Origin of the sequence: Desulfovibrio sp. (genome assembly GCA_016208105.1) — a bacterium.
GTDB lineage: Bacteria > Desulfobacterota > Desulfovibrionia > Desulfovibrionales > Desulfovibrionaceae > Fundidesulfovibrio.
Map to the genome: position 1 here is coordinate 119619 of JACQYS010000017.1, position 24292 is coordinate 143910.

The 24292-nt window shown below is 61.2% G+C and carries 19 protein-coding genes; 12 read left to right on the forward strand and 7 right to left on the reverse strand.

The window, feature by feature from the left end; all coding sequences use genetic code 11:
* Positions 1-63 precede the first annotated feature (63 nt).
* Entirely contained in the window at positions 64-690 is a 627-nt protein-coding gene (locus HY795_09280; protein MBI4805414.1) for an MBL fold metallo-hydrolase, read from the reverse strand.
* Complete coding sequence (locus HY795_09285) at positions 680-1219, reverse strand: nitroreductase family protein (GenBank protein ID MBI4805415.1); 540 nt, start codon at positions 1217-1219, stop codon at positions 680-682. Before HY795_09285 ends, HY795_09280 begins: the two co-directional genes overlap by 11 nt.
* A 121-nt stretch (positions 1220-1340) precedes the next feature.
* On the opposite strand from HY795_09285, the gene HY795_09290 reads away from it, so the two are divergent.
* The gene (locus HY795_09290; GenBank protein ID MBI4805416.1) at positions 1341-3728 is read left to right on the forward strand and encodes a diguanylate cyclase; all 2388 of its coding nucleotides are present in this window, start codon (positions 1341-1343) and stop codon (positions 3726-3728) included.
* Positions 3729-3816: 88 nt separating this feature from the next.
* On the opposite strand, the gene HY795_09295 is transcribed toward HY795_09290, so the two are convergent.
* The gene (locus HY795_09295; protein MBI4805417.1) at positions 3817-4725 is read right to left on the reverse strand and encodes an MCP four helix bundle domain-containing protein; all 909 of its coding nucleotides are present in this window, start codon (positions 4723-4725) and stop codon (positions 3817-3819) included.
* 107 nt (positions 4726-4832) lie between these two features.
* Positions 4833-7298, reverse strand: a complete 2466-nt coding sequence (locus HY795_09300; protein MBI4805418.1) for a copper-translocating P-type ATPase — start codon at positions 7296-7298, stop codon at positions 4833-4835.
* Between the two features lie 35 nt (positions 7299-7333).
* Here HY795_09300 and HY795_09305 point away from each other — a divergent pair, with 35 nt between their 5' ends.
* Complete coding sequence (locus HY795_09305) at positions 7334-8149, forward strand: sirohydrochlorin cobaltochelatase (protein ID MBI4805419.1); 816 nt, start codon at positions 7334-7336, stop codon at positions 8147-8149.
* Here HY795_09305 and corA read toward each other — a convergent pair.
* A complete protein-coding gene (gene corA / locus HY795_09310) occupies positions 8139-9224 on the reverse strand; it encodes a magnesium/cobalt transporter CorA (GenBank protein ID MBI4805420.1) in 1086 nt (361 codons plus the stop codon). The genes HY795_09305 and corA overlap by 11 nt on opposite strands.
* Before the next feature lie 99 nt (positions 9225-9323).
* A complete protein-coding gene (gene glgP, locus HY795_09315) occupies positions 9324-11897 on the reverse strand; it encodes an alpha-glucan family phosphorylase (GenBank protein MBI4805421.1) in 2574 nt (857 codons plus the stop codon).
* Positions 11898-12084: 187 nt separating this feature from the next.
* Here glgP and dut point away from each other — a divergent pair, with 187 nt between their 5' ends.
* From dut to HY795_09365, 10 genes are all read left to right on the forward strand, one after another.
* Complete coding sequence (dut, locus tag HY795_09320; protein ID MBI4805422.1) at positions 12085-12528, forward strand: dUTP diphosphatase; 444 nt, start codon at positions 12085-12087, stop codon at positions 12526-12528.
* Between the two features lie 201 nt (positions 12529-12729).
* Positions 12730-13929 carry an aspartate aminotransferase family protein gene (locus HY795_09325; GenBank protein ID MBI4805423.1) on the forward strand — a complete coding sequence of 400 codons (1200 nt, stop codon included), beginning with the start codon at positions 12730-12732 and terminating at the stop codon, positions 13927-13929.
* 69 nt (positions 13930-13998) lie between these two features.
* The gene (locus tag HY795_09330) at positions 13999-14898 is read left to right on the forward strand and encodes a 50S ribosomal protein L11 methyltransferase (protein MBI4805424.1); all 900 of its coding nucleotides are present in this window, start codon (positions 13999-14001) and stop codon (positions 14896-14898) included.
* A 93-nt stretch (positions 14899-14991) separates the two neighbouring features.
* Positions 14992-15693 carry a hypothetical protein gene (locus HY795_09335; protein MBI4805425.1) on the forward strand — a complete coding sequence of 234 codons (702 nt, stop codon included), beginning with the start codon at positions 14992-14994 and terminating at the stop codon, positions 15691-15693.
* Positions 15694-15768: 75 nt separating this feature from the next.
* A complete protein-coding gene (locus HY795_09340) occupies positions 15769-16719 on the forward strand; it encodes an SDR family oxidoreductase (protein MBI4805426.1) in 951 nt (316 codons plus the stop codon).
* Between the two features lie 167 nt (positions 16720-16886).
* On the forward strand, positions 16887-17837 hold the full coding sequence (locus HY795_09345; protein ID MBI4805427.1) for a glycosyltransferase family 2 protein: 951 nt from the start codon (positions 16887-16889) through the stop codon (positions 17835-17837).
* Positions 17838-17840: 3 nt separating this feature from the next.
* Complete coding sequence (locus tag HY795_09350) at positions 17841-18827, forward strand: glycosyltransferase (protein MBI4805428.1); 987 nt, start codon at positions 17841-17843, stop codon at positions 18825-18827.
* Complete coding sequence (locus HY795_09355) at positions 18828-20300, forward strand: radical SAM protein (protein MBI4805429.1); 1473 nt, start codon at positions 18828-18830, stop codon at positions 20298-20300.
* Positions 20301-20437: 137 nt separating this feature from the next.
* Positions 20438-21364 (forward strand): glycosyltransferase, encoded by a 927-nt coding sequence (locus HY795_09360; protein MBI4805430.1) that lies wholly within the window; start codon positions 20438-20440, stop codon positions 21362-21364.
* A 91-nt stretch (positions 21365-21455) separates the two neighbouring features.
* Positions 21456-22541 carry an NAD-dependent epimerase/dehydratase family protein gene (locus tag HY795_09365; protein ID MBI4805431.1) on the forward strand — a complete coding sequence of 362 codons (1086 nt, stop codon included), beginning with the start codon at positions 21456-21458 and terminating at the stop codon, positions 22539-22541.
* Between the two features lie 60 nt (positions 22542-22601).
* Here HY795_09365 and HY795_09370 read toward each other — a convergent pair whose 3' ends face one another.
* Entirely contained in the window at positions 22602-24278 is a 1677-nt protein-coding gene (locus HY795_09370) for a hypothetical protein (GenBank protein ID MBI4805432.1), read from the reverse strand.
* Positions 24279-24292 lie beyond the last annotated feature (14 nt).

Below are 24292 nucleotides of genomic sequence, written 5' to 3' on the forward strand. Positions count from 1 at the left end.
CCAGCTCCAGGCAGAGATTGCCGGGAACTCTCACGGCTCCAAAATCCACGGTCCAGACCGGCCTCAGCCGGTGAAGTCGCTGAAATGGGGGTTGTGCAGCCGCTCGTCTCCCACCACGGTTTCCAGCCCGTGCCCGGAATAGATGACCGTCTCGTCCGGCAGGGTGAATATCTTGGCCGTAACCGAATTAAGGAGAGATGGCAGGCTTCCCCCGGCGAAATCCGTGCGCCCGATGGAGCGGTAGAAGATGAGGTCGCCCGCGAAGACAACCCCTGCCTTTGGGAAATAAAACGACAGGCTGCCCAGTGTATGCCCCGGCGTGGCCAGCACGTGGCACGGTTGGCCCAGGAGCTCGGTCTCGCCTTCAGCTATCGGCGTGTAGGAGAACGCTTTTACTTTGGGGAAGCCCATGAACCCGCCTTGGCCAAGGTCGGATTGAAGCAGGTAGGCATCGTCGGCGCCAGCCAGTATGGGCGCCCCCGTGGCCTCGTGCAGGGCCTGGGCTCCATAGATGTGGTCAAAGTGCAGGTGCGTGAGCAACACATGGGTGAGCGTAAGCCCATTCTTCTCGATGTGCCGGAGCATGGGAGCGGGATTGCCGCCAGCATCCACGGCCACCGCCTCTGATCCCTGCACCGCCAGATAGCTGTTGGTCTCCAGCGGTCCAAGGGAAAAAACCTCAATCTTCATGTTCCCCATCCTCCTTCACCGGCTCCAGCAAAAGTTCGCTCATGGGTTTGCGCTGCGAAGAGCCCTTCTGCTCCGGCCTGCCCACGGCCAGGACGGCCATCAGCTCCAGGGCCTGCTCGTCAAGACCCAGGGCTTTGGTAACAGCGGGCTCCTGATTGATTATCTCCCCCAGCCAGACCGCCCCGAGGCCCAGGGAATGCGCTGCCAAAAGCATGTTCTGCAGGCAGGCGCCGATTCCCTGAAGATCCTTCGCCCTGTTGTAGACTCCCTCCCGGTCCAGAAACACGCAGAAGAGAACCCGGGCCTGGCGGACTATGTGGGCGTATTTGGTGTGCGTTGCGAGCGTTTCCTGGCGCGCCTCGCCCGCGCGCACCACCAGAAAGCGCCAGGGCTGGTTGTTCAAGCCGCTCGGAGCCCAACGCCCGGCTTCCAGTACGGCTTCGATCTCGCCTGCCGATACAGGCTCGGGCGTGTAGCGCCTGATGCTGCGCCGTTGGTGAATGGCGTCTAGAACGGGGTTGTCTGTCATGGGCACTGCTCCGGATGGAGCCTATAGCCCATGGCCTGTCCATGGGCAACCCCGGCACCTGTCCACTTGCCGTGGCTGGCCGCGCAAGCTACAGTCACTCATGCGACAGAGCACTCCCCACATGCGCCCATTGGGCGCCCGCCTTACCCGGCAGGACCTCATCGCTGGAGAGCACGCCCTCAAGGACTCACTCCAGGCATTTGTCACCTTCAAGTCATACAGCCTCTACTTCCCGCCGCCGGACTCCACGGGAGGGCCCTTGGAGGCCGAGTACCTTCGAGGCGAACAGAAGCTCTTGCTGCCGCTCATACTCGACGGCGTTTTTTTGGGCATGTTCATGGCGCGCGGGGTGAAGGCCGTCCAACCAAAAACGTTGCCTCTGCTCACCAGCGCCGCATCGCTGTGCCTGGAGAATATGCTTCTGGCCAAGATCTGCCGTTCAGACCCGGTCACAGGCCTCAACAACAGGGCCAACCTGATGCTGGCCATGGAGCGCGAGATAGAACTCGTGCAGGCCTGCATCCTGCCTGGCTCGGCCAGCTGTCTGGAAGCCGGCCCGGGTGAGGGGCGCGGCGGCTTCGGCCTGTTGCTCTTCGACGTGGACTTCTTCTCCTGGGTGAACCAGAACTACGGCTACCTCTTCGGCGAGACACTTCTGGCCGCCCTTGGTTCCATGCTGGCCGCCAAAGCTCCTGAGGACGCACTGTGCTCGCGGCTTGGGGAGGACATCTTCGCCGTGCTGCTGCCGGGAGCCTCGGCCGCCCGCTGCATGGAGCTGGCTGAATCCTTCCGTTCGGCAGTGGCCAAGGAGATTTTCGAATACCCGGTCAACGGCGAGCGCATCCAGCTCACGGTGAGCGCCGGGTTCGCCCTCTATCCCCGCGACCTGCATGGCGGGCAGTTGGCCGCGCCCGTGGGCGAAGCTGCCCGCATCCTGGTGCAGAAGGCTCGCAAGACCCTTTCTTGCGCCAAGGACCTTGGACGCGACCAGGTGATGAGCTTCTCCAAGCTTTTGCGCGAAGGGGGCCAAGTGCTCGAATGCCTGCCGCTCGGGCGCGTGGCCGTGAGCCTTGGGCGGGCTGTGGACGCCAAGGAGGGGCAGCGTTTCCTCGTGTGGTCGCCACGCTTCGACGGAGCGCACCAGTTGGTTCGCGAGGGCGGGCATCGTGTGTCCGGGCGCTATCCGGCCATGGTCAAGGGCGAGATCATCCTCATGGAAACCCAGGAGGACGTGTCGTTCGCCGAGGTGTTGCATCTGACCGACGCATCCTGGTCCATCGAACCGGGCGACAGGCTGCTGCTGGCCCAGGAGCCAGAAGACCGCTACGCCTCCGACCCGGAACCATCTGCTCCTCCCCAGCGCGACATGGTCAGCGGACTCTTGAATCACCGCGATTTCATCCGCCACATCTCGCTGGCCCGCGAAACCCAGACCGTTTTCACCCTTGCCCTTATCCGCCTGCCCGAGCCCGGCAAGGAGCGCCATCCTTCGGGCGGCTCCTCGGCCGAGGTCCGGGTACAGGAGGTAACCGCCCTGTGCCGCGAATGCTTCGGCCAGGACGCCCTGGGCGGCCGATTTTCCACTGGCAGCCTCATACTGTTCATTCCGGCCATCGACCCTCTGGTACTCAGGGAACGCTTCGCATCGTTTATGGATCTGGCCGAAGTGCGCCTCTCGCTCAAACTGGCCGTGGGCCTGGCCGGGTACCCGTTCTTAAACTTCGGCAAGGCCGATGTGCTGGATAACTGCCGCAAAGCCCTTGAACACTCGCTGCTCATGTCCAGCGGGCGAAAGCTGGCGGTGTTCGACTCCATCTCGCTCACCATCAGCGCGGACAGACTCTTCACCCTGGGCGACGTGTACGGGGCGGTTGAGGACTATAAGCTGGCCCTCCTTGCGGACGAGCATAACCTGCTGGCGCGAAATTCCCTGGGCATCTGCCTGGCCAGGCTCGGGCGCATGGCCCAGGCCAAAGTCGAGTTCGAACGGGTGCTGGCCAAAGAGCCCAAGAACGTCATGGCCCTCTACAACATGGGACACGCCTGCCACCGTCTGGGAGAGGAAGCATTGGCTCGCAAGGCGTTCCAGCGCTGCCTGAAGCTCAATCCCCAGGACGTGTACAGCCTGCTTCGGCTCGGGCGCATGGCGGAGGAAACCGGCAAGCTGGCTAATGCCCGCAAGTACTATGAGAAAGCGGCGGATCTGCCCTCTGGCAAGGGACTGACAGTGCGCCATTTGGCCAGGGTGGAGCTGGCCTCGGGTCGGGCCGAAAAGGCCAGGGAATACCTGCACCAGGCTCTGGTGCACGACCCCAAGGACGCGTTCTCTCTGAATCTGCTGGCCAAGCTCTATCTGGATGGCGGGGAAGACCCGGCCATTGCCGAAGCCCTTGCCAGGCAAAGCGCGGCGCTTCGCCCAGAACAGAAACAATTCTGGAAGGAATTGGCCAGAGCCTTGGATCTTCAGGGAAAGAAGGAAGAGGCGCAGCAGGCGCGCAGCAGGGCGTGATCCCTAACATGGTGGCCAGATTTGCTCCTTGACCTACCGATGGCCACCTCACTGCGCCGAGCCTTTCCTCCATTCAATTCTTAGACCCTTACTTTGTGGCCTTGAAGCCCCTGTCGAAAGCGGCCTTTTTCAGCGCGCTCAGAGTTTCAGAGCAAGCCGCCGTCAGCACCCTTTTGCGGCTCAAAGAGAGCCTCAGCGAATCGACGTTGGTGTTCTGGCGCGACAAGGCCACTATTTCCGCTGTCACTAAGAGATATTCGTTCAGAATGCTCGTAGCTGCCGCAAGCGAAGACGCTCCCTGGCTGCCTGCCAGAGAAGCCGCCATCTCCAGGGCTTTACGGGCCTTGGACTCCTTGGCCTTCATCTCCTGCTCGAGCGCGTCCATTTTCTTCGCGTCGGCCTCGTCGTTGTGGGAATCAAGCAATATCTGAATCCACTGCACCGCCTGCAATGCCTCGTCTCCCATAAGCCTGGCCTTCATGCTAAGAAGCTGATCTCCGGTCGCTGGAGCAGCGACCATAAGCGCCTCCCCGAACTTGCCGACCAGGGCCAGGGCTTTTCCCTGGGACAGGCGAGCAGCCTTGAGGTTCGTGTTCTTCACGGCCAGGCTAAGTATTTCCGCATCAAGCTTTTTGTATTCCTTCCAGCAGGTGTCGAATTCCGTAAGCAGGGTCATTTCGAATTTGGCCTGGCGCGAAAGTTGAGTGAGTTCATCGCGACTTTTTTCCAACTCCTCGCCAAGAGTCCTGGCCTTATCCGCGAAGGTCTGGGACTCCTCGTCAGTCACGGCCATGACAGCCAGCTTTTCGGCCTCGCTCATGGCGAACAGGGCCGACTCCATGGAGGTTATCAGTTTGATTTCGCGCAGTTGCTCTTCAAAGCGTGTTTGAATGAGGTCGGTCTGCGCCAAGGCCCCCCCTGTACGCCCAAAGAACATGAGCGCCAGGAAGAAAACCAGAAAGACACTCCAGCGGCCAGTGTTTTGGCGTTCCCGCATGCCATCCTCCCTATCGAGCATTTGCTGCAGCACTCCGGTCTCACGGTTTTCCAGATTAAACCTGATGAAGGTTCCTATTTCACCATGGCCTGTCAAGAGTCGCCTTCCTACCCTTTGAAAAACCTGAGCCTAAGGGCGTTGCTCACCACGGACACCGAGCTCGCGGCCATGGCCGCGCCAGCGATCATGGGCGAGAGCGTTGGGCCCCCGAAGGCGTGCAACAGGCCTGCGGCCACTGGGATTCCAAGCACGTTGTAGGCGAAGGCCCAGAACAGATTCTGCTTGATGTTTCGCACTGTGGCTTTGGAAAGCCTTATCGCTGTCAAAACTCCGCGCAGATCTCCGCGCATGAGCACGATGTCCCCGGTTTCGATGGCCACATCTATGCCCGTGCCCATGGAGATCCCCACGTCCGCCGCTGCCAAGGCCGGGGCGTCGTTTATCCCGTCCCCCACCATGGCCACTGTGAGTCCCTCAGCCCTAAGCGCGTTCACCGTGGCAGCCTTGCCCTCTGGCGGCATCTCGGACTGCACTTCAGAGACGCCAGCCGCCAAGGCCACCGCTTTGGCCGTGCGAGTGTTGTCTCCGGTGAGCATGACAACCCGGATGCCCATGGAAGAAAGCTCGCTCACCACTCCGGGGGATTCTGGCCGCAGGGCGTCGGCCACGGCCAGGATGCCGATCACCCGGCCGGACTCGGCCACGTAAAGCGGGGTTTTGCCCGCAGCCGCAAGCGTTGCCCCCTGGGATTCAATATCTTCCGGCCGCAATACCCCTTCCCCGGCGAGCCAGCCGAGACGCCCAACCAGTACGCGAGTTCCAATCACCTTGGCGGCCACTCCCTGCCCGGGCACAGCCACGCCCTCCGATGCGGGCGGAATATCGAGCTGGCGCACCTGGGCCGCCTGCACCACGGCCTGACCCAGAGGATGGGCCGAGAGCATCTCCACCGCTGCGGCCTGAGCCAGAACGTGCTGGCTGGTCTCTTCGGCCAAGGGGATCACATCGGTAAGAAGGGGCTTGCCAAGGGTCAGCGTGCCTGTCTTGTCCAGAACCACGGCGCTCACAGCGCTGGCGGCCTCCAGGGCCCGCCCGCTCTTTATGAGCACTCCGAGCCGGGCTCCGCGCCCGGTTCCCACCATGATGGACGTGGGGGTGGCCAATCCCATGGCGCACGGGCAGGCGATGACCATGACCGAAACGAAGATGCGCAGGGCGAACGGCCAGCCCTCGCCAGCTATGAGCCAGGCCAGGGCCGCGCCCACAGCCAGGGCCATTACCACCGGAACGAAATACAGGCTTACCCGGTCAGCCAGGCTGGCGATGGGTGCCTTGGAGCCCTGAGCCTCCCTGACCAGCCTGATGATGCGGGCCAGCACCGTGTCCTGGCCCACCCGCTCGGCCCGCATGGTAAGCGCTCCAACGGTGTTGAACGTTCCGGAGTTCAGCAGGTCTCCAGCTGCCTTGGCGACCGGCAGGCTCTCTCCTGTGAGCATGGATTCGTCCACTTCCGAGACTCCCTCCACCACCACCCCGTCCACCGGAACCCTCTCGCCGGGCTTTACCAGTACCATGTCACCAGGCCGGACCTTGTTCACCGGAACAGTGGACATGGCCCCATTCGTAATGAGCGTTGCGGTATCCGGAGCCAGGGACAAAAGCGAACGCACCGCTGCCGTGGTCTGGGCCTTGGAGCGGGATTCGAAATACTTGCCCAGGGAAATAAGCGCTATGATCACCGCGGCCGACTCGTAATAGAGTTCGTGGACCTTGTGGCCGGCATCATGGCCCAGGAGAATTTCCAGGGTGCTCCACAGCGAGGCCGCGAATGCCGCGCCCGTTCCCAGGGCGATGAGCGAATCCATGTTGGGCCCGCCTCGCAAAAGCGCTGGGATGCCGCCGGTGTAGAAGCGGCGACCGAGCCAGATCAGGGGGGCGGTCAGGGCCAGCTGGAGCAGGGCGTATGCCGCCGGGGCGCTCTGCGGGGCCATGAACGACGGCAGCGGAAGGCCGACCATGGGTCCCATGGCCACAGTGAGCACCAGAGCGCCGAGAACCAGCTGCGGGCCGAGAGCCCGTTTCTGAGCCGCAAGTTTTTCAGCGGATTCACGCTGCTGCGCCTCGTAGAGCGATTCGTCTTCGTCTTGCAGGGGAGTGGCCGTGAACCCAAGCCCGGCAATGGTGCCGATCACCACATCAAGGGTGGGGCCTTGAGGCAGAAGTTCCACCTCGCCGGTCTCCGTGGCCAGGTTGACCCTCATGGCGGCCACGCCACTTAAGTCTCCCACCACCTTTTCTATGCGCCTGGAACAGGAGGCGCAGTGCATGCCCCCAATGGCCAAACGCACGACACCGGAGGTTTCGGGGAGCACTGCCTCGAAGCCAAGCTCCTTCACCCGCTCCGCGATAACCGGGAGGGTGACCGCCGCCGGGTCGAAAGCCACTTCCATGGTTTCACTGGCCAGGTTGACGCTGGCCTGCGAAACACCTGGCATTTGCCCCACCGCGCGCTCGATGCGGCTGGAACATGAGGCGCAGTGCATCCCCTTGACCGGGACCGTTCTTTTTTCCATGCGACACTCCAGGGCATTGGCTCGGGGAGGGAAGTTTGGTACGCCACCCTCCTCCCATGAACAAACCCGAATCCGTTCTCGTTCTGGCCGCCCACGGCTCCTCGCACCCCTTGGCGCGCCTGTCCTTGGACGGCTTCACCGCGCTCGTTCGCCGGGCACACCCAGGCATCCGCGTTCTTCTGGCCTATACCGCTTTGCGGCGCACCGGCAACCATCCGGCGCTAAATTCGGGAAGCGGACTAGCAGAGGTGCTTGCAGAACTCGAACATCTGGGACCGATTGCCGTGCGCGTGCAATCCCTGCACGTCATCGCCGGGGACGAATTCGACCGCATGCGCGAGATGTTGGACGATTTCTCCCGGCGTTGCGGCGCGGCGCACACTCTTTCTGGCCCGCTGCTTGGAGGGCCGGAAGACATTTACGGCGTGGCTAACGCACTGGTTAAGAGTGTGGGAACGCTTAGGCAGGACGAATCCGCGGTGCTCATGGGCCACGGAACCACCCATGAGGCCCAGGACCTCTACCGCAGTCTGGCGGAATGCCTGAAGGGAATACTTCCCTCCGCCCGCTTGGGCGTACTGGAAGCCGCCGACCCGGCCGATCCGCTCTCCATCCAGGCCATTGCCAGCGACCTGCACGGGCGCGGCGTGCGATCTGCAAAGCTGATCCCGTTTCTCACCGTGGCCGGACGCCACGCCCATAAGGACCTGGCCGGGGACCAGCCCGGCTCTTGGAAGTCTGTACTGGCCGAACACACGATTGCAACCCAGCCCGATCTGGCCGGACTCCTTGAGCGTCAGGCCTTTGCCGCCATATGGCTCAAGAGACTGGGCTCCCTTCTTACCGGCTAGCCTTACCGATCCACCCCTTGCGTCTGAAGAAGAAGAGCATGCACACGGCCGTGGTGCCCATGACGCAAAGCACCCCGTAGTACCCCCACTCCCACTCAAGCTCCGGCATGTGCTTGAAGTTCATTCCATAGAGCCCGGCCAGGAAGGTCAGGGGAGTGAACAGGCTGGCGAACATTGCCAGCACCTTCATGATCTCGTTCATTTTCAAGCTGATGTTGGAGAGGTAAAGCTCCACCATGCTGGCCAGCATGTCCCTGAAGGTCTCCACCGTGTCCATCACCTGGATGGTGTGGTCGTACAGGTCGCGAAGGTAAAATATGGTATTGTCCTTGATCAGGTCGGTACCGCCCTTTTCCAGCTTGGCCACCACCTCGCGCAGGGGGAAGATGTACTTGCGCAGATAGAGCGCCTCGCGGCGAAGCCCGTGCAGCGCTTCCAGATGCTGCGGTTTGGGGGAACTCAGGAGCTTTTCCTCGATGTCCTCTATATCCTCGCCCATGCGCTCCAGCACAACGAAGTAATTGTCGGCCACTGCGTCCATGAGCGCGTACATCAGATAGTCCGGCCCGAGCGTACACACTCTCCCCTTCTGAGACAGGACGCGCTTGCGCACTTCGCCGAACACGTCGCCTCCGGGCTTCTCCTGGAAGGTGAGCAGGTAGTGCTTGCCCAGAATGAAACTCACCTGCTCGTCCTCGATACGGTGTTCCTTCTCATTGTAGGTGAGCATGGTTACGATGACGAAGAGGTTCCCGTCGCGCAGTTCCTCCATTTTAGGTCTCTGCCCGGTATGAACGATATCCTCCATCACCAGGGGATGGATTTTGAAGACTTCGGCCGCCTGGTTGACCACCGTCATGTCGTGAAGGCCGTCGATGTTGATCCAGGTGACCTTGGGACCGTCGCCAAAGCAGGAACATTCGCTGAGGTGCTTGGGAAAAACGGATTCGGCCCCGCCCGCGTCGTAGGTGATCATCTCAACCTTGACGGGGTCGGTGCGATCCGCGCCCATGTACATGGGAGTTCCGGGGGGGTGGCCGGCGGTCTTGCTTCGGCGGCGGAGGTATTCGAACATGGACGTGAATCTCCTTGTTGCCCTGGCTCTAAACGAAAACGGCGCGGAGGCTCAAGCCCCCGCGCCGGAATGCGGCGTTTGATTACCGAATCGTCACGTTCAGCCCTGGTCCGCCCATTTGATAAGCCCGAGCGAGTGTGAATCCAAAAGCAACGGATGGTGCGGCAGGATACGCACGGTGAACCCGAAACGCCCGGCCTCGATAGGCATCACCTCTCCCCTGAATTCCTGCCAGCCGTCCTGCAGGGCACCGCTGGGCTGCATGATGGTGGTTTCGCGCTGGCTGAACTTGCCCTCGAAATCCACTGGCCCGGAATAGATTTCCACCCGGACGTCCTGAGGCCTTATGCCGTTTAAGCTGATCTCCGTGGTGACCACGATGGGCTCGCCCACGAACACCTGCTGCGGGTCAGTGGCGTGGACGTTGCGGATGGCCAGGCTTGACCACTTGGTCATCATTTCCATGCGCCACTGGGCCAGGTCCTTGGCTGCGGCGAAGTCCTTCTTCACCAATCTGTTGTAGTTCTCGATGGCCGGGCCGTAGGCCACCTTGGCGTAGTCCTCCACCATGCGGTGCGAGGAGAACACCGGCCCGAGGAACTTGATCGAGTCCTTCATCTTCCTGATCCAGGTGCGCGGCAGGTTGCCGTGCCCCCGGTCGTAGAAGGTGGGGATGATCTCGTTTTCCAGCACATTGTAGAGGGTCTGCGATTCCACGAAGTCCTGGTACTGCACGTCCTCGTACTCTTCGCCAAGGCCGATGGCCCAGCCGATGGAGTTGTCCGGCCTCCAGGCTTCGGCCCACCAGCCGTCCAGGGTGGAGAAGTTGAGCCCGCCGTTCATCATGGCCTTCATGCCCGAGGTGCCGCAGGCCTCCAGGGGACGGCGAGGGGTGTTCATCCACACGTCGCAGCCCTGGTACATGTAGGAGGCCACTTCCATGTCATAGTCTTCCAGAAAGACCATGCTGTAGCGGCATTCCGGGGTCTCGCACTGCTGCACCAGCTGCTGGATGAGCTTCTTGCCCTCGTTGTCATGCGGGTGGGCCTTGCCCGCGAAGATGAACTGCACCGGGCGCGGCGACTCGGAAAGAATCTTGATGAGCCGTTCCTGGTCGGAAAGGATCAGGGTGGCCCGCTTGTAGGTGGCGAAGCGACGGCCGAATCCGATGGTCAGGGCCTGGGGGTCCAGGACCTCCTCGGCCATCTGGAGTTCCTTGCGCTTGGCTCCGCGCATGAGCAGCTGGTCGTGCAGCTTGCGGCGCACGTAGTCTATCATGCGTTCGCGCAAGCGCTCGTGGGTGCGCCAGAGTTCAGCGTCGGAAATGGCCTCGGCCTGGTCGAACACCCGGGCGCAGTCCGGATCCTCGCGCCAGTTGGAGCCCATGTAACGGTCGAACAGAAGGGCCATGTCCGGGGCCACCCAGCTGGGGGCGTGCACGCCGTTGGTCACCGCACCGATGGGCACGTCCTCCACGGGATACTGCGGCCAGACCCGCTTCCACATGTTGCGAGAAACGTAGCCGTGCAGAAGCGACACGCCGTTGTTGATCCGCGAAAGCCTGAGCGCCAGAACGGTCATGCAGAAGGGCTCGGCGTCATTGCGCGGGTCCTCGCGTCCGAGCGCCAGAAACACCTTCCAGGCCAGGCCAAGCTTGCGGGCGTAGTCCTCGAAATAGGGCTGCATCAGGTCCGGCGGGAAGCGGTCGTTGCCTGCCGGAACCGGGGTGTGCGTGGTGAAGATGGAGGAAGAGGCCACCAGTTCGGCCGCGGCCTCGAAGGTCAGCTTGGAATCCTCCATGAAGCGGCGGATGCGCTCAAGACCGGCGAAGGCGGAATGGCCCTCGTTCATGTGGATCACCTTGGGCTTGTAGCCCAGGGCGTCCAGGGTCTTGATGCCGCCGATGCCCAGGAGAATCTCCTGCCACAGGCGCATCTCCAGGTTGCCGCCGTAGAGCCTAGTGGTGATCTGCTTGAACTGGGGCTGGTTCTCGGCGATATTGGTATCCAGAAGATACAGGCTGATGCGCCCCACCGCCACTTTCCAGACCTGGGCGAATACCTTGTCTCCCTTCAAGTCCACGGACATGAGCATCCGCTTGCCCTCGGCGTCGGTGGCCAGGGTCATGGGCATCTGCTCGAAGTCGTAGATGGGGTAACGTTCCTGCTGCCAGCCGTCGGGGGTGAGGTACTGGCGGAAATAGCCCTGCTGGTAGGCGATGCCTATGGCCACCAGGGGCAGGGAGAGGTCACTGGAGGATTTCAGGTGGTCGCCCGCCAGGATGCCAAGTCCGCCCGAATAGATGGGCAGGGCCTTGGACACACCGTATTCCAGGCTGAAGTAGGCGATGACCGGTTCCTGATTCTCTCCTTCCGGAAAAGGAATGGAGGTGGTCGTCTTGGAAAGATAGTGCTCCAGGCTTTTGCGCAGCTCGGACAAGCGGTCCAGGAAGAACTGGTCACCGGCTAGGCTTTCCAGGGTGCGTTGCGGCAGCCTGTTCAAAAAGGCCACCGGGTTGTTCTCGCATTCGCGCCAGAGTTTCTGGTCCACCTGGGCGAACAGCTCGGTTATTTCATTATTCCAAGAGAACCAGCAGTTGTAGGCCAGCTCCCACAGGGGCTTCAGCTTGGGGGGCAGCTTGGGAACGACGCTGTAGACGCGCAGGGGCTGCATGAGGGCTCCTCGAGAAAGAGTTTAAGCATGGGCAGCATGCCAGTCGTTGGGCCAAATGGCAAGAAATCCGGAAACATTCGTCTTCGCACCTATTTTTTCACTTTTGCAGCGAACCCAAAAGCGCTAGGGACAAACGACGCCCAATGACCAAGGAGCACATGTGAGCCTTTCCGAGACCCAAGTCCCCATGAAGGTGAAATACCTCCACCCGGTGTGGAGCGAATTCCCTCTCGAGCCCGCCACCCCCGGCTCGGCCGGCATCGACCTACGGGCCTGCATGGACGAACCGTCGGTGGACATCCCGCCGGGCGGACGCCACGCTTTTGCCGCGGGCCTGGCCATCGAGATATGCGAGCCGGGCCTGGCCGGCTTCGTGTATTCGCGCTCCGGGCTTGGGGCCAAGCACGGGCTCACCGTGGCTCAGGGAGTGGGCGTCATCGACCCGGACTACCGGGGTGAGATCGTGGTCTGGCTTCTGAACACCTCCGAGACCCACAAAACCGTTGCGAGGGGAGAGCGCATTGCCCAGCTCGTCGTCATGCCCTACCGGCAGGCCCGGTTGGAGATCGTGGACGAACTGGGCGAGACCTGCCGAGGCGGCGGGGGCTTCGGGCATACCGGCAAGGTATAGCCTGGCGGGCCAGCCTTCCCCGTGTACTCCGTGGGAGCTGGCCACCGTCATCTCCCCTGGCTTGCTGATCGCCATTTGTGCTGACGGCAGGGGGAAAGGCCTCCGGCGGCCACAAGGCGCAGCCCTTGGACACCCAAGTATAGTTTGAGCATGTAACGATCGCTTTTCGCTTTGAGAGCGAAACGCGATGACGAGGATTCCATGAGCAACAAATTCGACGCACTCAAGGACCGGACAGCCAAGTCCGTGATGAATACCTACGGCCGCTACCCCCTGGCGATTTCCCGGGGCAGCGGCTGCGCCCTCATCGACCTGGACGGGCGCGAATACCTGGACCTTCTGGCGGGCATAGCGGTCGCCAACCTGGGGCATTGCCATCCCGAGGTGACCGAAGCCATGTGCAAACAGGCCAAGGAGCTTGTGCACGTGTCCAACCTGTTTTTCCAGGAACCCCAGGTGGCCCTGGCCGAAGCCCTGCTGCGCACATGGCGGCCAGGACGGGCCTTTTTCTGCAACTCCGGCGCCGAAGCCAACGAAGGGGCCATCAAGCTCGCCCGGCGCTTCATGCACAAGGTGAAGGGCGTGGCCCGCCATGAGGTCATCACACTGTCCGGCTCCTTCCACGGTCGCACCCTGGCTACGCTCACCGCCACCGGCCAGGACAAGGTCAAAGAAGGGTTCGACCCCCTGCCCGAAGGTTTCGTCACCGTGGAAGCAGGCAACCTGGAAGCAATGAAAAAGGCCGTTACGGACAAGACCGCCGCGGTGCTCCTGGAAGTGGTCCAGGGAGAGGGGGGGGTTAAACCATTCCCGCCGGACTACCTGAAAGGCGTCCAGGATCTGTGCCGGGAAAACGGCATCCTGTTCATGGTGGATGAAATTCAGACCGGGCTGTGCCGCACCGGAAAGTGGTGGGCGCACCAGCACTTCGATCTTGAGCCGGACGTGATCACCATCGCCAAGGCCCTGGCCAACGGCCTGCCCATGGGCGCGGTGCTGGCCACTGAGGATGTCGCCAGTGGATTCGAGCCCGGCTCGCATGCCACGACCTTCGGCGGTGGGCCGGTGATCGCGGCCGCGGCTCTCAAGACCCTTGAGGTCATGGAACGCGACAGGATTACTGAGAGGGCGCTTCGCATGGGCGACTTCGCCCAGGCCCTGTTCGCGGACGTGGCTGAGAGTAACCCTGGCAAGATCGCCCAGGTACGCGGACTAGGGCTGATGCTCGGCATCGAGCTCTCCATAGATGGGCAGAAGGTCTGGGAAGAGCTCATCAAGCGCGGCTTCATCCTGAACCTCACCCAGGGCACCGTGCTCAGGCTCCTGCCGCCGCTCATCATCGAACAGGGCGATCTGCAGCGTTTCGCCCAGGCCCTGAGCGATGTGCTGAGCGAATTGTAATCTCATTTCAAAGAACTCTATCAGGGCCGGGCCATTCAGGTCCGGCCCCTTTTTCTGAGGTTTCAGACCATGTCCCGACTCATTAAGACCGAACTCGTCATTCCCGGATCCATGGCCGAAGCAGAACAGGAGGCGATAGGAGAGGAACTCTCCGGCTGGTTGGCCGCCAACTCCCTGCAGGGGTGGGAGGAACTGACCGCACCGGCCAGCCGCGACCTCACCTTCCGCTTCTACATGGAACCCGAATCACCCCTGGCCCAATCGATCGCGGAGTACACCGCCCAGCGCTGGCCCATGGTGAAGCTCTTTACGGAGTCCATGGAACAGCAGGACTGGTCCGCTGCCTGGAAGGAATTCTTCACACCTATCGACATCGGCGGTCGTTTCGAGATCGTTCCCCCGTGGCTGGCCGACGCCGACCACCACGGCCTGGAGCCCATCATCATCGAACCCAAGATGGCTTTCGGCACCGGCCACCACGCCACCACGGCCCTGTGCCTCGGGGGAATCGCCAAGCTGGTGGAGACCGGCCGTTTGGCCAAGGGAGCAAGTTTTTTGGACCTGGGCACCGGGTCCGGCATTCTGGCCATCGGGCTGGTGAAGCTCGGATGCACCGGGGTTGCCCTGGACATCGATCCCCAGGCCATCCTCTGCGCAGCCGAGAACCTGGCTTTGAACGGCCTTCCCGAATCCGGCACGCCCGGGGCGCCGGTACACCTGGCTGTGGGAGGGCTCGAAAGTCTTCACCCTGACAAGAAATTCGATTGTATCGTGGCCAACATCCTGGCCCAGCCGCTCATCAACATGGCCCCATACATTCTGAAGCACCTAAAGCCCGGCGGAGCGCTCATGCTGTCCGGCATTCTGACCACCCAGGCGGACGACGTGGCCAGGGCCTACACCACGCAGGGCATGCCCGAACCGGAAAGGCGGGACGACGGGGAATGGAGCGGATTGTTTTGGGTGTGAGCGGCAACGGCCACTCTCAAAAGATCAGTGCATTGCATTGAATAACACCCGCCCAAGATTGAGCGGCCAGATATTCATAGTCACCCCGCACCCATGAACACCCTGCGCCGCATCCTCGACCACCCCTTCACTGAACTCGCGGTGGGTCTGGTGCTTCTCGTCGCCGGGCTTCTCGAACTGCGCGACATCATCCTGGTGAAAATGCCGAACAAGGGTCCCATGCTGCCCCACGCCGCCGCGACCATCGGCGCGGCCCTTGTCCTGCGGTCGCTTCCCGGCATGTTCCTGGGGTTCGAAATCGCGGACAAGGCCTTCCAGGGGGTCACCCTGCGCCCGGCCCTGGCATTTCTGGACCGCCTGGCCCACTGCCACGCGGTGGACCTGTTCATGGGAGTCATACTCATCAGCGCGGGCGCGGCGGACCTCATCGACATCATGGTCTCCGGGGTTTCCCCCATGGCCGCAAGCTCCGTTTCAGGGGCGGTGGCTTTTGGCCTGGCGCCACTGATCAACGCCTTCCTGGCCTTTTACAAAGGTTTCAAGCGCCTGGACTATGAGCGCCCGTCGCTCTTTCTGGACCGTGCGGTCAAGAATCCCTGGGTCCAGTCCTGTGCCGGCCTTTTCATGCTGGGCGGAGGGCTCGCGGAAATCTGGAGTACCCTCCAGGGCGGCCACGCTTTCGGCCACAGCCTCGCCCTGCCCGGCGGACTCGCCGTCCTGGGGCTCTTCGGGCTTCTCTCGGGTCTTCCGGGCATCTACCTGGGGCTCAAGGCCCTGACAGCCCCGCGAACCTGATTTACAAACATTCGAAAGGGGTTTACAGCCCTGGGCTAAGGACTCTTTCATCTCACCCATAAAGGATCATCCGACATGCACTTGAACAAACGTGTGCTCGTCACCGGCGGCGCGGGCTTTCTTGGTTCCCACTTGTGCGAACGCCTGCTTTCCGAAGGCTGCGAGGTCGTGTGCCTGGACAACTATTTCACTGGCACCAAGCTGAACATCCAGCACCTGCTGGACAATCCCAGCTTTGAACTCATGCGCCACGACGTCACCTTCCCCCTCTACATCGAGGTGGACGAAATCTATAATCTGGCCTGCCCGGCCTCGCCCATCCACTACCAGTTCGACCCGGTGCAGACCACCAAGACCAGCGTGCATGGCGCCATCAACATGCTGGGTCTGGCCAAGCGCGTGCGGGCCAAGATCATGCAGGCCTCCACCTCCGAGGTCTACGGCGATCCCTCGATACACCCGCAGCCGGAGTCCTACTGGGGCAACGTGAACCCCATCGGCTTCCGCTCCTGCTACGACGAAGGCAAGCGCTGCGCCGAAACACTCTTTTTCGACTACCGCCGCCAGCACAACTTGAAGATCAAGGTCGTTCGCATCTTCAACACATACGGGCCGCGCATGCACCCCAACGACGGCCGCGTGGTGTCCAACTTCATCGTGCAGGCTCTGCAGGGCCAGCCCCTCACCGTGTACGGCGAGGGCCAGCAGACCAGGTCCTTCTGCTATGTGGACGACCTGATCGACGGATTCGTGCGCTCCATGAAGACTCCTGACGAGTTCACGGGTCCCGTGAACCTGGGCAATCCCGGGGAATTCACGATCATGGAGCTGGCCAAGCTGGTGATCGAATACACCGGCTCAAAGTCCAAGATCGAAAAGCGCCCCCTGCCCTCCGACGATCCCAAGCAGCGCAAGCCGGACATCACCCTGGCCAAGAGCGCCCTGGGCTGGGAGCCCACCATCAAGCTGGCCGACGGCTTGAAGAAGACCATCGAATACTTTGACTGGTTTTTGAAAAGAAAATAAGGATGCCTCCGGCGGCCAGGGGGAGGTGTCTCCCCCTGGACCCGGCATTTTGCTTCGCGGGATTCAACGAATCGTCGCTCATGAGCGCGAAGCTACTTGAAAAGTTTTTGAAGGAGAGTTTGAGAGGAACTTTTTTTTAGAAAGTTCCTCTCAATGTTATTCGTAACATGCCCGAGTCCTCACAGAAAACTCTGGCCGTCGTCGTGCCGGTCTATAACGAATCCCAGGGACTCGACGCCCTGCACCAACGACTCCGGGCCGTGCTGGAATCTTTGCCCTACGACTGGCAGATCATTCTGGTGGACGACGGCAGCCCCGACTCCTCCTGGGCCAAGATCAAAGAGATCTCGCAGAGCGACTCCAGGGTGAAGGGGCTCATGCTCTCTCGCAATTTCGGCAAGGAGATGGCCCTTACCGCCGGGGTGGAGCTCTGCCCCGACGTGGACGCGGTCATCTGCATCGACGCCGACCTGCAACACCCGCCCGAGCTCATCCCCACGCTCACCGCCAAGTGGGAGGAGGGATACGAAATCGTGGCCACCGTGCGCGAGGCCGTGGCCGACTACTCGGCCATGAAGAAGCTCGGGTCCAAGGCCTTCTATTGGGTCATGACCCGCTTCTCAGACCTGGACATCCCCCCCTCCAGCACGGATTTCAGGCTCCTGGACAAGAAGGTGGTCAAGACCCTCCTTCAGTTCACCGAGCGCACCCGCATGTTTCGCGGCCTGATCGACTGGATGGGCTTTAAAAAAATCTACATTCCTTTCGTGGCTCCGGCCCGGGACACCGGCGCGGTGGGTTATTCCTTCAAGAAGCTTTTCAACCTGGCCGTGAACAGCTTCACCTCCTTCTCGCTTCTGCCTCTCCGGTTCACAGGCTACCTGGGCCTTTTCATCATCGCGGTCTCGCTCCTTTTCCTGGCCCTCATGATGACCGGCAACGTGCTCTGGGGGGCCAACTACACCCCCATGGCCTTTTTCATGGTTTTCAACACGTTTCTGATCGGCATCGTGCTCTGCGGGCTGGGCATGGTGTCTTTGTATATCGGCCATATCCACACGGAAGTGGTGCAAAGACCCCTGTACATCATCCGCGAACGTGCCGGGCGCTGGGAGTAAACAATGGCGGACACCCCCCTGTTTTCCATCATCATTCCCTTCAAGGAGCCCGGCGTTCTGGTGGAAGAATGCCTGCGCCACATCTTCCTGCTGCATGAGAAGCGCTACGAAGTGATCCTGCTTCCTGACGCGGCCATGGACACCGTCAAAGGCGTTTACGCGCACCCATCCGTGAGCATCATCCCCACGGGCGCGGTGAGCCCGGCCGTAAAGCGCGACATGGGCGCCGAGGCTGCCAGGGGCGCATACTTGAGTTTCATCGACGACGACGCCTACCCGGAGCCTTACTGGCTCACCTTCGCCCTGCAGGCTTTCGAGCGCGAGCCCGATGTGGTGGCCGTGGGCGGGCCGGCCCAGACCCCTGTTTCCGACCCGTTCTGGGCCAGGGCATCCGGCGCGGTATTTCTCTCTCGCTTCTCCGGTGGTTTCCCGCAGCGTTACCTGCCGCTTCCTCCGCGCCGTTACGTGGACGACTGGCCCAGCGTGAACCTCACGGTCCGCCGCGACGCCTTCCTTGAGATCGGCGGCTTCGACAACGAATACTGGCCCGGAGAGGACACCAAATTCTGCATGGACCTGGTGGCCAAGACCGGGGGCAAGATTCTCTACCTTCCCGAGATGCTCGTCTGGCACCATCGCCGCGAGGGCCTCTGCAAGCATCTGAGACAGGTGGGCAATTACGGTGCGCACCGCGGCCACTTCGCCCGCAACTACCCAGAGACCTCGCGCCGTCTGCCCTATTTCTTCCCCGCACTGTGGCTTCTGTTCCTGGTGCTGGGAGCATTCATTCTTCCCTGCTCCGTGTACCAGGCAGGACTTTTCGTCTATTTCGCGGCCCTTGCCGTTGCCGTTGTCGACATTTCGCGCCACGAACCCCTCGACGTAACCCTGGCCTCGGTCCCCTACATCTTGCTTACCCATCTGTGGTACGGTTGGCGGTTTATCCGCGGCTGGTTCACCAACGATTTAAAGAGCACCCTCGGCAGATAAATGAAAGTATCCGTCTCCTACCCGCCCCTTGAGTCCGGCAAGGGCGTGGCCCTTCTGTCCCAGAACCGCCAGTTCCAGTGGTTCACCAACCCCACCTACATCTACCCCATGGTGCCGTCCTATGCGGCCAGCCTGTGCAAGGCCCGCGGGCACGACGTATTCTGGGACGACGGCATAGCAGAAGAGATGACCTACGCGGACTGGCTGGCCCGCATCAAGCGCGAAAAGCCAGACCTTGTCGCCATGGAGTCCAAGACCCCGGTCATCAAGCGGCACTGGAAGATCGTGGAGGAGTTGAAGCGCGAACTGCCGGATTCCAAGATCGTTCTCATGGGCGACCACGTCACCGCCCTGCCTCGCGAATCCATGGAGAACTGCCCGGCCGATTTCGTGATCGCTGGCGGCGACTTCGACTTCATGCTGGCCGACCTGGCCGACTTCGTTTCCGGCAAGTCCCTCACCGCTCCAGGAGGCATCTGGTACCGCGAGAACGGCGAGATAAAGGACACCGGACCGGCCTCGCTCGAACACGACCTGGACAAGCTGCCCTACATCGACCGCGAGCTCACCAAGTGGCAGCTCTACGCATACAAGAACGGCAACTTCAAATACACGCCCGGCACCTACGTCTACGCCGGGCGCGACTGCTGGTGGGGCAAGTGCACCTTCTGCTCCTGGACCACCCTGTACCCCGGCCGCAACTATCGCACCGTCTCCGTCGAGCGCCACCTGGACGAGATCGAACAGCTGGTGAAACTCGGCGTGAAGGAGATCTTCGACGACTCCGGCTGCTTCCCCAAGGGAAAATGGCTCGAGGACTTTTGCAACGGCATGATAAGGCGCGGCCTGCACAAGAAGGTGGTCATGGGCTGCAACATGCGCGTGGGCGCACTCAGCCAGGAACAGTGGAACCTTCTGAAGGCCGCCAATTTCCGCTTTATCTTGATTGGGCTGGAATCCGTTGTGCAGTCGACGCTGGATCGCCTGGTCAAAGGCATCAAGGTGGCCCAGATCGAGGAGACCCTGCGCATGTGCAAAAAGGCCGGCTTGGCCCCGCACATAACCACCATGGTGGGCTACCCCTGGGAGACCAAGGACGACGCCCGGTCCACCATCGACTTCGCCAAGCGCATGTTCACCGAGGGCTACTTGGACACGCTCCAGGCCACCATCGTGGTGCCCTACCCCGGCACGCCGCTTTTCGAGGAAGCCAAGAACCAGGGCTGGCTGACCACCCAGGAATGGGACGACTACGACATGCGCCAGAGCGTGTGGAAATCGCCCATCTCCAATGAAGATGTCTTGCAATTCAAGAACGAACTTTATAAGGCCGCGCTCACCCCGGCGTTTTTGCTGCGCAAGGTTCTCTCCATCAGAAGCTTGGACGATATCGCCTTCTTCTGGCGCGCCGGAGGGAAGCTGATCGGGCATCTGCTGAACACCCGCAAGGGATGCGCGGAGTGTAAGAAATAAAACGGGACGCTGTCCCGAACCCCGGCAGGGCGCTGCCCTGCACCCGCTGGGGGAAATGATTTCCCCCAGACCCCCTCGACAGGGGGGTCTTTGTTTTGAGCATACTAAGCAATTTAGGTGACAAGTCAGGCGAAATAATGAACGGCGAACGCGTCTCGGCCATCATCACCACCCGCAACGAATCGAAAAACATCGGCAATTGCCTGGAGTCCATCAAGGCCCAGAGCTATGCGCCGGAGTTGATCGAGATCATCGTGGTGGACAACCAGTCCACTGATGACACCAAAGCCATCGCCGCCAAATACACCGACAAGATTTTCGACAGGGGACCGGAACGTTCGGCCCAGCGCAACTTCGGTTTCGAAAAGGCTTCCGGGGAACTCTTCATGTTCCTGGATGCTGACATGATCCTTTCCGCCACGGTGGTCGAACGCTCGGTGGAAAAGATGCGCCGCGAAAAGCTGTGTGCGCTCTACATCCCGGAGATCGTGCTGGGGAAAGGATTCTTCCCCGCCGTTCGCCGCTTCGAGCGAAGCTTCTACGACGGCACAGTGATAGACTGCGTGCGCATCTTCACCCGAGAGGCCTTCACGGCCACCGGAGGGTTCGACGAGTCCCTCACCGGCCCAGAGGACTGGGATTTCGACAAGCTCATACGCGGCCATGGCCCTGTGGGAGTGCTCAGCCAGTACGATTTCGACCGGGTGGACGCCTACGTGTCCAGCCTGCCGGATGCGAACTTCACGCCCCGGCTCACCGGGTATGAGAATTTCTCCAATGACGACACGCCGCTTCTTTTCCATAACGAGGCGGCCTTCGACCTGTGGAGATACCTGACCAAGAAGACCTACTACGGCGGCTCCTTCGAAGCCTACATGGCCAAATGGCCAAAGGACGACCCGGACCTGGTCCGGCAGTTCGGGGCCGCCTACCGGTTCTTCGGCGTATTTTTGGAAAACGGCCGCTGGCGCAGGCTCCTTTCACACCCGCGCCTTGGGTTCGGCATGTATCTTCTTCGTTTTCTCGTGGGTTTCATGTTCGTACTTGGCAAACTGAAACGCTAACACCCGTCCCCATTGAGGGGGACCGGGGGAAATCATTTCCCCCGGCGGGGGTTTGGGGGCGGCGCCCCCAACTCATCTTAAGGAGCATCGCATGTCTGTCGCCATCGTCACCGGTTCTGCCGGGCTTATAGGTTCCGAGACCGTCCGCTTCTTCGCTGAAAAGGGTTTCGACGTCGTGGGCATCGACAACAACCTTCGCAAAACCTTCTTCGGCGAGGACGCCTCCACCGAGTGGAACCGCCAGCGCCTTGAAGGCGACCTGAAGGGCTACACCCACTACGACGCGGACATCCGCGACCACGACGCCATCAGCAAGATCTACGGCCGCTACGGAAAGTCCATCAAGGCGGTGATCCACTGCGCGGCCCAGCCCTCGCACGACTGGGCGGCCTCCGACCCCTACATGGACTTCACGGTCAACGCCAATGGCACCCTGGTGATGATGGAGAACTTCCGCCAGCACTGCCCCGAAGGCGTGTTCATCTTCACTTCCACCAACAAGGTATACGGCGACACGCCCAACTACCTGCCCCTGGTTGAGCTGGAAAAACGCTTCGAGATCGAGAAAGGCCACAAGTGGGAGCAGGGCATCGACGAGACCATGTCCATCGACCAGACCAAGCACAGCCTCTTCGGCGCTTCCAAAGTTGCGGCCGACGTGGTGGTGCAGGAATACGGCCGCTACTTCGGGCTCAACACCGGCGTGTTCCGCGGCGGCTGCCTGACCGGCCCGGCCCACTCCGGCACCAAGCTGCACGGGTTTTTGTCCTACCTGATGCGCTGCTGCATCACCGGCAAGAAATACTTCATCTACGGCTACAAGGGCAAACAGGTCCGCGACAACATCCACAGCTACGACCTGGTGAACTCCCTGTGGCACTTCTTCGAGAAGCCGCGCGTGGCCGAGGTGTACAACATCGGCGGCGGGAGATACTCGAACTGCTCCATGGCCGAAGCCATCGACATGTGCGAAGAGATCACCGGCAACAAGATGAACTACGAATACGACGACACCAACCGCATCGGCGACCACATCTGGTGGGTATCGGGGCTTAAGAAGTTCGAGGAGCACTACCCCAACTGGAAGATGACCTACGACGTGCCCAAGATCCTGCGCGAGATTTATGAAGTGCAGAAGGACGTGGTGAAGGAAGGCGGCGCAGGCGGAAGCTGCTAACACAGTCAAGAAATAAGATACCTCCGGCGGCCAAAGGAACGAAGTACCTTTGGAATCCTATCAGGCTTCGTGCCGTCCATCGGTTTTCCGGTGGGCGGCGCTTCTCATTTCAATAACGGCGATTGATTTAATTCTCATTGAGGGTCCAGGGGGAGAGCCCCTGCAAAACCCCACCATCGCGACTACTCCCGACAGCGCGGCCAGCACGAACACCGGATCGAACGGATTGCGGAACTGGATCACCGCGTCAGTGCCCATATAGGTAGCCACAAGGATCACCATGCTCGCGCCGAGCAGCCATTTCACGGCCGAACATCTGGGAGTGGTTTCAAAAAAACACAGAAGTCCCAGAAGCGGCAACATGAAAAACCACTCCGATGCCTGAGCGAGACCTATCCAGAGTTTCATCGCCCAAGGCTGCGAGTTCACGGCGTCCAGAATCCAAGGATACTTGGCCTGGTACTCCTCCTCCAGGGCTTTCACCTCCAGATAATCCGCATCCACATGAGGAAATCTTCCCGACCCGGACGAAAGCCAGTACACGCTCGAGGAGGCCAGTATCTCGGTGTTGCCGGGCAAGGCTGGGGCGCCCATGCCTATTCGCTTCTTGTGGGCGGTGGCGTCCGGATGCTCCGGCCAACTCTCTCGTATCTTGTCGAAAATGTCGTGCTCGCTGGAAGAAAACACCAGCCAAAGCGTAACGGCCAACCCGGAGAGATACGTGCAGGGATGGGCCGCCACAGCCTCCAATGCAGCCCGCCTGAGCATTGAGTAGTTCGCATCCCAGCCCCACGTCCGGTCGGACAGGGCTACGAGGTCCGCGAACATGAAGCTGTCGCCGGCCTTGAAAAAAAGGTCCAGATCCACCTGCTTTTCCCGGTATTCCGGCCGGGGCAAAAGATCGCTGGCCACGGCCGCAGCGAGTTCTTGTGAAGCCGGGCCGTTCTTCGGGCTCATGATCCGGTCCCACAAAAAAACCCGATAGGCAGGTATCAATGCAGTCCCCCCCCGGGCCAGAGTGAACTCCCCGTAGCGAGTGTAATTGTGAACCATCCACAGGGAGCTCAAGACAAGAAACGGAATCAGCATGGCCGCGCAGAGCCTGACACGGATGGGGAAGGTGCGCCCTCTCAGGAATAAGGGAGCGATGCACAGCAGTGCGAAGAGCTGACATGACGGCCGGATCATGGTCAGGAGAAAAACCAAGAGCCCACATGTAGCCCAACGAGCTGGCGTGGGGGTTTTGAACGCTCCCAGACAGGCTGAGCCGAGCAAAGCCACGCCGGCACAGGTAAGACTTTCGCTGGCCACAGTGTGCCAGGCCCAGTTGTAGGACGGCAACAGGCTGAGCAGGCCAAGCAGAATTGAGGCAACAGGGATGCTCCAGGCGGAGCGGACCGCCCTGAAGAGGCACGTCAGGCTTGCCGCGAAAAAGAGGTTGAGCGCGGCGTCGACCAGCACCGGCCCGCCGAGCCTGTCCAACCCGCCAAAGAACAGAGGAGCGCCCGGGGTTCGAAAGAGCATGAGCAGATGATCGACGGGTTCGGTCCTGAAGTATTGGACGAAGTAGGACATGTAGGTGACGAAGTCCCGACCCTGCTGCAAGGGCATGACCAGGGACCAAGCCCGGTATACCCCAATGAGTGTCAGGAACGCGGTCAGCTCAGGCAGCCAGCCCCCAACAGAAGGGTGTCGTACGCCGTTTCCCAGAGAGAATGCTGCGCGAGACGATTCCATGGATGCACGTTTCT